This window comes from Calditrichota bacterium, assembly GCA_013151735.1.
GTDB lineage: Bacteria > Zhuqueibacterota > JdFR-76 > JdFR-76 > BMS3Abin05 > BMS3Abin05.
The window spans coordinates 1-8,366 of the sequence record JAADHR010000077.1; the positions used below are offsets into that span (position 1 = coordinate 1).

6 protein-coding genes are annotated in these 8,366 nt (G+C 48.9%); 5 read left to right on the forward strand and 1 reads right to left on the reverse strand.

The window, feature by feature from the left end; translation table 11 throughout:
• Positions 1–33: 33 nt before the first annotated feature.
• Positions 34–231 carry a hypothetical protein gene (locus tag GXO76_05395; protein ID NOY77286.1) on the forward strand — a complete coding sequence of 66 codons (198 nt, stop codon included), beginning with the start codon at positions 34–36 and terminating at the stop codon, positions 229–231.
• Between the two features lie 991 nt (positions 232–1,222).
• On the opposite strand, the gene GXO76_05400 is transcribed toward GXO76_05395, so the two are convergent.
• The gene (locus tag GXO76_05400) at positions 1,223–2,785 is read right to left on the reverse strand and encodes a GMC family oxidoreductase (protein NOY77287.1); all 1,563 of its coding nucleotides are present in this window, start codon (positions 2,783–2,785) and stop codon (positions 1,223–1,225) included.
• Between the two features lie 292 nt (positions 2,786–3,077).
• Here GXO76_05400 and ptsP point away from each other — a divergent pair, with 292 nt between their 5' ends.
• From ptsP to add, 4 genes are all read left to right on the forward strand, one after another.
• Positions 3,078–4,790 (forward strand): phosphoenolpyruvate--protein phosphotransferase, encoded by a 1,713-nt coding sequence (ptsP, locus tag GXO76_05405; protein NOY77288.1) that lies wholly within the window; start codon positions 3,078–3,080, stop codon positions 4,788–4,790.
• Positions 4,791–4,942: 152 nt separating this feature from the next.
• Positions 4,943–5,476, forward strand: coding sequence for a peptide deformylase (def, locus tag GXO76_05410; protein ID NOY77289.1), 534 nt, complete (start codon positions 4,943–4,945; stop codon positions 5,474–5,476).
• A gap of 19 nt (positions 5,477–5,495) precedes the next feature.
• Positions 5,496–7,043, forward strand: coding sequence for a ribonuclease Y (gene rny / locus GXO76_05415; GenBank protein NOY77290.1), 1,548 nt, complete (start codon positions 5,496–5,498; stop codon positions 7,041–7,043).
• Between the two features lie 68 nt (positions 7,044–7,111).
• A complete protein-coding gene (gene add / locus GXO76_05420; protein ID NOY77291.1) occupies positions 7,112–8,149 on the forward strand; it encodes an adenosine deaminase in 1,038 nt (345 codons plus the stop codon).
• Positions 8,150–8,366 lie beyond the last annotated feature (217 nt).

Consider the following 8,366-nt stretch of genomic DNA (forward strand, 5'->3'; position numbering starts at 1 on the left):
GAAAAGGACCTCAGGCGCTGGGCGGAGGATTGTGTGGCAACCATCAAATTGGTGGAGGTCCGGCGGCAAATTGACGAGGTGCGCCAGGCCATGCGTCAGGCTCAGATGGGCGGCGGAGCGGACGTGACCGCATTAAACCAAAAGTACCTGGAGCTCAAAAAGAAGGAACTGGCCATCCGGCGGCATGACTTTATCGAAAACAAAAAAGACACAGACGACATCCCGTTTTAATTTCCCACGAATGGACACGAAAGAAATAAAAACACGGTATTGGTTAAATGGGTCTCGCTTTTTTCTAATGGCATTTCCATTCTTTTTTGACTTGCCTCGATTTTTAGAGGCTGTGCAAAAAGACCACAAATCATATTATTTCATGGAATCCACGGGTAGGCAATTTCCGTCAATCTAACGAGTATTAAATTTCGAATAATCTCAGCAATTTCAATCTGTTAACCTTTCGTACCTACGGCACTTATAGTAATGGGGTACCCTATTCACACCAAACCTTTCGCGCCTAACGGTGCTCTCATTACACAGATTGATTAATTCTCAGTTAACAATAATAAATACAGTCCCTTAGGGACGATAGGTTTGTAGCCTTTTTTCTTTTGGCTTGCCTGGGGGACTCTTTTCCCAGGGCGTTGCCCCGGGCTCGTTTATTTCAGCCCGTTGGGCTGAGAAATCGGCAACTTTCAGTCTGCCTTCGTTTGGGGCTTCCAAAGCCCCGGAGGGGCGGAATACCTAAGCCCGGGGCAGCGCCCCGGGAAAGGGTGAATGGCCAATTTTTCCCAAGCCCTGTAAGGGCGAAATAAACTCATCGTCCGGTTAATCCGCCAGGGGGATTACCTATGGTGGTGGTTTGACATCAACAAAAACACCAACACTGAAAGTGTTAAACATAAACAAATCCGGCTGTGTTGAACCCCTTCGGGGTTCGATATTTTCCTATTCCGCAAAGAATCTACAATTGTTAAACATCTTCGATGTTTTTTCTAAAATCAATTTTTTTACCCGGTGTTCCGGTGACGTCTGTTTTTCTCACGCAGAATGAATTTCCGAGTTTGGATTCCAGATAGGTTACAACTCTGAGAGTTTTGCTCCCTTTGATTCGTTTCAGGACAAACGCGTCGGGGCAACGGATAGGTGAATAAGCGCTTTCGTTATTGATAAAAAGCACGCATTTATCCGAAGAACCTTGGGATAATTCATGTTCATTCGTGGGTCACTTTTTCTCCGGGAAGCGGCTCATCATGTATTCCGCCAGCGCTGTAATGGTGAGACTCGGATTGACCCCCAAATTGGCCGGGACAATCGACCCGTCAATGACATACAGATTCTCATAATTGAAAACCTTCCCATCAAAATCGATGACGCCCCTGTCCGGCGATTCACCCATCGAACATCCGCCTAAAATGTGCGCGGTGGTGGCCACTCCAAACAACACCTCCGGCAACATGGACATCGGTTCGCCGTGAATTTTTTCCGCCATCATCCGAAAGGCTTTGTTCGCAACCGGCATGTATTTCGGTACCTTGGCGCCCGTCTGCCAATCCGTTGTAAAGCCCTTTCGGCCAAACAGAATCCACCGGCGCTTGTAAGAAAGCCGCAGGTAATTGTGGGTGGGCTGCATGACGAGCAAAATGGCGGATTTCTTGGCAAATCCGAAAGGCCAGAGCGATCGCAAGAAACGAAGCGGGTGCCGAAGAATGGTCCCGAGCCACCAGAGCTGCCGGGGGATTCCCTTCCCGCCTTCGGTTAAAACGGTTTTCAGAATGCCCTGAGCGTCCTGACCGGCCCCGTATCGGACGACCTCGATGTGCGTATTTTCATCCACATCCACGCCGGATGTAATGGCCACGCCCTTGGAGCAATCGAGATTCGGATCTCGTGTGGAAGCGCCTCCCAGCGCCTCGGAATTGGTTCGCACGAAATCGCCCAGCGTATCAGACAAATCCGGCAGGGATCCCTTTTCTTTGAGCTTCAGAAGCAGACGGACCGTTCCCAAAACACCCCCGGCAAAGATAACGCCTTTGGAACGAAATTCCCTTTTGGGGTGAAGCCATCCCGTTGATTTTCGGGTGACAATTTTATACGTCGTTCCTTCAGGAAGGACATCCACAGCCTCTGTTTCCGGGAAAATCTCAACGCCCAGTTGTTCGGCCAGGTACAGGTAATTTTTATCGAGGGTATTTTTGGCATTGTGTCGGCAGCCCACCATACATCCGCCGCAGAAAACACATCCGCTTCGGCGGGGGCCCTTGCCGTCAAAATAGGGGTCCTCCACCTCCACGTCGGGTTCGCCGAAGAAAATACTGAGCGGGTGTTTTTCAAAGGTGTGTCCCATCCCCAGATCTTCTGCAATTTCCTTTAATTTGTAATCGGTGGGATTCATGGCTTCTTCCGGCGGCAAGGCCGCCCCCAGCATTTTGTAAGCCAGGTCGTAAAAGGGTTTGAGTTTTTCCTTGGTGAGGCTTCCCCAGCGCGGGTCGTCAAAGGCCTTATCCGGGGGAACCGGCAGGGTGTTGGCGTACACCAGGCTCCCGCCGCCCACACCGGCTCCGTGGAGTACAAAAACGTCCTTGAGCAGGGTCATGCACTGGATTCCGTACATGAAGAGTTTAGGCATCCAGTAGAATTTGTGAAGCACCCAATTTGTTCTGGGAAAATCGGAAGGCTGCCAGCGTTTCCCTTTCTCGAGCACGGCCACATGATAGCCCTTTTCGGCCAGCCGAAGGGCTGAAACACTTCCGCCAAAACCCGAACCAATAATAATGTAATCGTACATGGTGTAAACCCTTTTTTATTACCCACGAATTTTCACGAATGGACACGAAGAAAAAACAAGTCGAGATAATTAGTGATAATTAGTGAAAATTAGTGGGCCATTCATTCTATGCCATCTTAACGAAAAAATAACCAAAAATCAAGCGAAAAGTTTTCCATTTGGATAATGACGAGAATTATTGCAGCTATTTAACAATTTACTTTTTGATTTTCGTGAAAATTTTTATATATTATATATCTATAATAGATAAAATAACTTACCTGCGTATGGCTTCAAACGGGAAAAACAGCGGATGAAAATTCTAAAAGGACTCTCTGTTTCAGAAGGAATCGCCATTGGCAAAGCACTGGTGCTTACGCCCGATTTTATGGACGTGCCGCCGAGGAAGCTTCGTGCCAATCAGGTGGAAGCCGAAGTCCGGCGATATCTGAAATCCCTCGATGCAACAGCCAGGCATATTCAGCAAAATAAGGAACAGGCAGAGAAGGACCTGGGTAAGGTCACCAGCCAGATTTTTGATGCCTATGCGGAAATTATTAATGACCCCTTTTTCAGAGAGGAAATTCCGGAGCGCATTCGAAAAGAGCACCTGAATGCAGAAGCCGTGCTTCGAAAAGCGGTTCTGGAATACAGCCATTCTCTGGAATCCGCAAAAGATGACTATTTGAAAGAACGTTTGAATGATATTTTCGCTGTGGAGCGCTGGATTCTTCGCTGGCTTTCATCGCCCCACAAGCGGTTCTTATTTGCCCCTCCTGAAAATGCTGTTTTAATGGCCCGGGATTTGTTGGTTCAAATGGTCATGAACATCGATCGGAAACGCATTATTGCTATCGTAACGGAGAAAGGGGGCCTCACAGGTCACGCCGCCATTTTGGCCCGATCGTATCACATCCCCGCCATTGTTCAGGTAAAGGGGCTTCTGGAGGAAGTCAAAGACCGGGCTCCGGTTATTGTGGACGGGGATTCCGGAAAGGTAATTGTCGACCCGCAGCCCGAGACGGTACAAAAATATCGCATGAAGCTCCAGGAAGAGCTGGAACACTGGCAGATTCTGCAGAAAAAGCGGTTCGAACCGGCCGTTACCCGGGACGGACACCAGATCAAAATTCTGGCCAATATCGGCTCTGCCGACGAGGCACGGGAGGCGCTCGAATACGGGGCGGAAGGAATCGGTTTGTATCGGACCGAATACTCGTTTATCGAGGCCGGTAAATTTCTTGATGAGAAAGAACAATTTGAAATTTACCGCGAAATCATCGATATAATGAAAGGGAAGGAAGTCACCATTCGCACGCTGGATGTGGGGGCGGATAAATTACTTTTTCGGGAACAACAAACGCCGGAGGTCAATCCCCTGCTGGGACTTCGTTCCATTCGGTATTTTTTGACCAAGGATAGAGCGAATTTTGAACAGCAGCTCCGCGCGATTCTTCGCGCAAGTGCCTACGGATCCGTAAAAATTCTCTATCCCATGGTCACGACCATGGAGGAAGTCAATACCATCGTTCGGGTGTATGAAAAGGTACGGAAACACATGCTCCAGGAAGGCATCCCCATTCACAAACGAATCAAACGGGGGGTCATGATTGAAATTCCGTCTGCAGCCTTGCTGGCCGATCATTTTATTGCAAAGTGTCAGTTTTTGAGTATCGGTACAAATGATCTGATTCAATATACCCTTGCGGTGGATCGCAACAATGGGGCGGTTGCGGAATTGTATCAGCCGCTGAACCCCTCCATTTTGCGGTTGATTCGAATGACTGCGCAAGCCGCTGCGGGTGCGAAAGAAGAGGTGTCGGTTTGCGGCGAAATGGCCTCGGAACCGACGTATGTTCCTCTGCTCATTGGATTGGGAATTCGCACCCTGAGCATGAATCCTGTGGCTGTGCCGGTGGTGAAGGATGTCATCCGGAATCTTTCACTGGAAGAATGCCGGAAAATGGCGGAACAGGCCGTGCAATGTGCAACGGTAGATGACGTATTAACTATTTTAAGGGCATGAGGACACCACCCATTTCCCCGGACCGGCGTCTCAAGTGTAAGCCTTTAAAAAAGCTTGAATATTTGCGTTTCCTGTGCTATTTTTTAGACTAAAGATTTAGTTTTGATGTTACCATACAATGGCCCTATTCAAAGATTTCAGGAGGACAATAGATGTCTCTTTTAAAAGTAAGAATTTACGGAGATCCCGTATTGCGGCAAATGGCAGAAGAGGTGTCCGCAATTGATGAGACTGTCCGTCAATTGGTGGATGGCATGTTTGATACGATGTATGCGGAAGACGGTGTGGGGTTGGCTGCTCCTCAAGTGGGTGTTTCCAAGCGCATTTTTATTATTGATTTGAGTGAAGTCGAAGGCGAACCCGAAGAACCCATGGTCTTCATCAACCCGAGAATCATCTGGAAATCGGATGCGACCAGTATTGCAGAAGAGGGGTGCCTGAGTATTCCCGGAATTCGGGAAGACGTGAAACGATCCAAGGAAGTGGAAGTGGAGGCGTTGAATGAAAAGGGCGAACGGGTGCATTACAAGGCAACGGGGTTGTTTGCCCGCGCAATTCTCCATGAAAACGATCATTTAAAAGGCGTCCTTTTTGTGGATTATCTGGGATCGGTTCGAAAAATGATGATTAAGGATCAATTAACAGAATTAGAACGACGATCGAAAATGGAACAAGAGGCCGCTTAGCGGACAGGGAGAATAAAAAATGATGGTTGTATTTTATATACTGGGTGGTACGGCTTTATTTGTTGCCGGCTGGCTTTTTGCCAATGTATACAAACAGCGGCGCACGCAAAAAACGCTTTACCGGGCAGAGGATATCATTAAGCAGGCCACCCGGCAGGCGGAGAAGCAAAAAAATCAGATTATTCTTCAGGCAAAGGAAGAAAAATACAGAATTCGGGAATCCGTTGAAGCCGAATTCAGGGAACAAAGAAAGGCTCTTGAAGAAGCGGAGCGAAAGCTTCAGCAGCGGGAAAAGAATCTGGACAATCAATCGGATTATTTGAACCGGAAAGAGCAAAAACTGATCAATCAGGAAAAAGAACTGGCGCGCCTGCGCGAAGAATATGAAAACAAAAATGCTCAGGTGAAGGAAATCCTGCAAAAGCAGATGCTGGAACTGGAGCGCGTGGCAGGCCTTTCCATCGATGAAGCACGGAAGATTCTGTTCAAGAATATTGAACATGACACCAAACTGGAAGCGGTGCATCTGACACAATCCATTCTGACCGACGCCAAAGAAAACGCGGTCAAAGAAGCGAAGAAAATTATTACCGAAGCAATTGAAAAAGTGGCTTCCGACCACACCGTGGAATCCACGATATCCGTGGTGAATCTGGACAATGAGGATGTAAAGGGGCGAATTATTGGCCGGGACGGCCGGAATATTAAGATATTTGAAACACTCACCGGCGTGAAGGTAATTGTGGATGATTCACCGGAAGCGGTGGTCCTTTCCGGGTTTGATCCCGTGCGGCGCGAAATTGCCCGCATTTCCCTTGAGAAACTCATTCGGAACGGAAAGATCAATCCCCAGCGGGTAGAGCAGGTGATCAAACAATCCGAAAAGGAGATGGAACAGATCATCTGGAAAGCCGGAAACGAAGCCATTCGCGAGGTGGGTGTCGGAAAGGTCCATCCGGAAATTGTCAAGATGTTGGGCCGGCTAAAGTACCGTACCAGTTACGGCCAGAATGTGCTCCAGCACTCCAAAGAAGTGGCCTTCCTGACCGGTGCCATGGCGGCTGAACTTGGGTTCGATGTGCGGCTTGCAAAACGGGCCGGTTTGTTCCACGACATCGGAAAGGCCATCAGCCAGAATTCCGAAAGTACGCACACACAAATTGGTGTGGAACTGGCCAAGAAATACCGGGAGCATCCCGTCGTCATTAATGCGATTGCTTCGCACCACGAGGATGAGGAGCCCACACATCCCATTTCCATTCTGGTTTCAGCAGCCGATTCCATTTCGGGGTCGCGGCCCGGTGCCCGCCGTGAAACCCTGGAGGGCTATGTCAGGAGGATTGATCGTCTGGAAAAACTGGCCGATTCGTTCGAAGGTGTAGCAAAGGCCTACGCCATTTCGGCGGGACGCGAGGTTCGCGTCATTGTAGAGCCGGAAGATATTTCGGATGAGGAGGCTTTCGTTTTGGCGTCGGACATTGCCCACAAAATTCAATCCGATATGGAATATCCCGGTCACATTAAAGTAACCGTGATCCGAGAAACGCGAGCGATTCAATATATTTAAAATAGTGTAAAAAGAAGAAGGTGACAGAAAATGTCACCTTTTTCGTATTCATAAAGAAGGAGAATCTTATGGATCAAATGACATTAGAAGACATTCAACAACTCCCCAAAGCGGAATTGCACGTTCATTTGGATGGCTCGATCCGCCCGGAAACGTTGTTGGACCTGGCCAAAAAACAAAAAATCGATTTACCCTTTTCAGATGTTCCCTCCCTGCGAAAATATTTGCAGGTGGGAAAAGTGGTTACCGATTTGGAAGCCTACATCAAACGGTTTGATATTACTCTCAGCGTCATGCAAACGGAGGCTGCTCTTTTCAGAACGGCATTTGAGTTGGCAGAAGATGCGGCCCGGGAAAACATCCGGTTGCTGGAGATGCGGTTTTCTCCCATTCTTCACACCAGAAAAGGCTTAAATTTGGAAACCATCATGGATGCCACCATCGAAGGGTTGCGGGCGGCAGAGAATAAATACAACATCCGTACGGGTGTTATTGTGTGCGGGATTCGCCACATGGAACCGGAAACCTCCCTGCAGTTGGCGGAGTTAACAGTGGCGTACAAGAACCGCGGGGCCATTGGTTTCGATCTGGCCGGGGCGGAATACAATTACCCGGCCAAGCACCACGTGGAGGCCTTTTACACCATTCGGAACAACAATATCAATTGCACCGTACACGCCGGCGAAGCCTACGGACCCAAGAGCGTTCACCAGGCCATTCACTACCTGGGAGCACATCGCATCGGGCATGGGACCCACCTGATCGAAGACATGGATTTAATGGATTACGTAAATGACCACCGGATTGCCCTGGAAATTTGCCTGAGCAGCAACCTGCACACCGGCAGTATTCAATCGCTGCACAACCATCCCCTGCGCCGGTTTCTGGATTACGGGCTTCGGGTTACCCTCAACACGGACAACCGCCTCTTCTCAGATACGACCGTTTCCGAAGAAATTGATCTGGCGCAAAGAACATTTAATTTGACCGAAGAAGAGATTAAAAAAATTGTGATGTTTGGCTTTAAGAGCGCATTCATGCACTATCGGGAACGGAAAAAACTCCTCTTAAAGATAGCGGACGAATTACACACGTCCTGTTTATAAGCCGGCCTGAGATTCCGAAAGTGACAGGACGAATGCCCTGTTTGAATTGAATGTCTGACACTGGTCGTCAAGTCACCGCCACCGGTCGCTGAGCGGAGTCGAAGCGACCGAGGCGAAAAGGGGTCGTTTCGATACGATGACCGGCCTTTGGACCTTGCTCAGGATAAACTCCGTCGAAGGCCGGTGCCAGAGCGGAGTCGAAGGCCGGTCATCACCC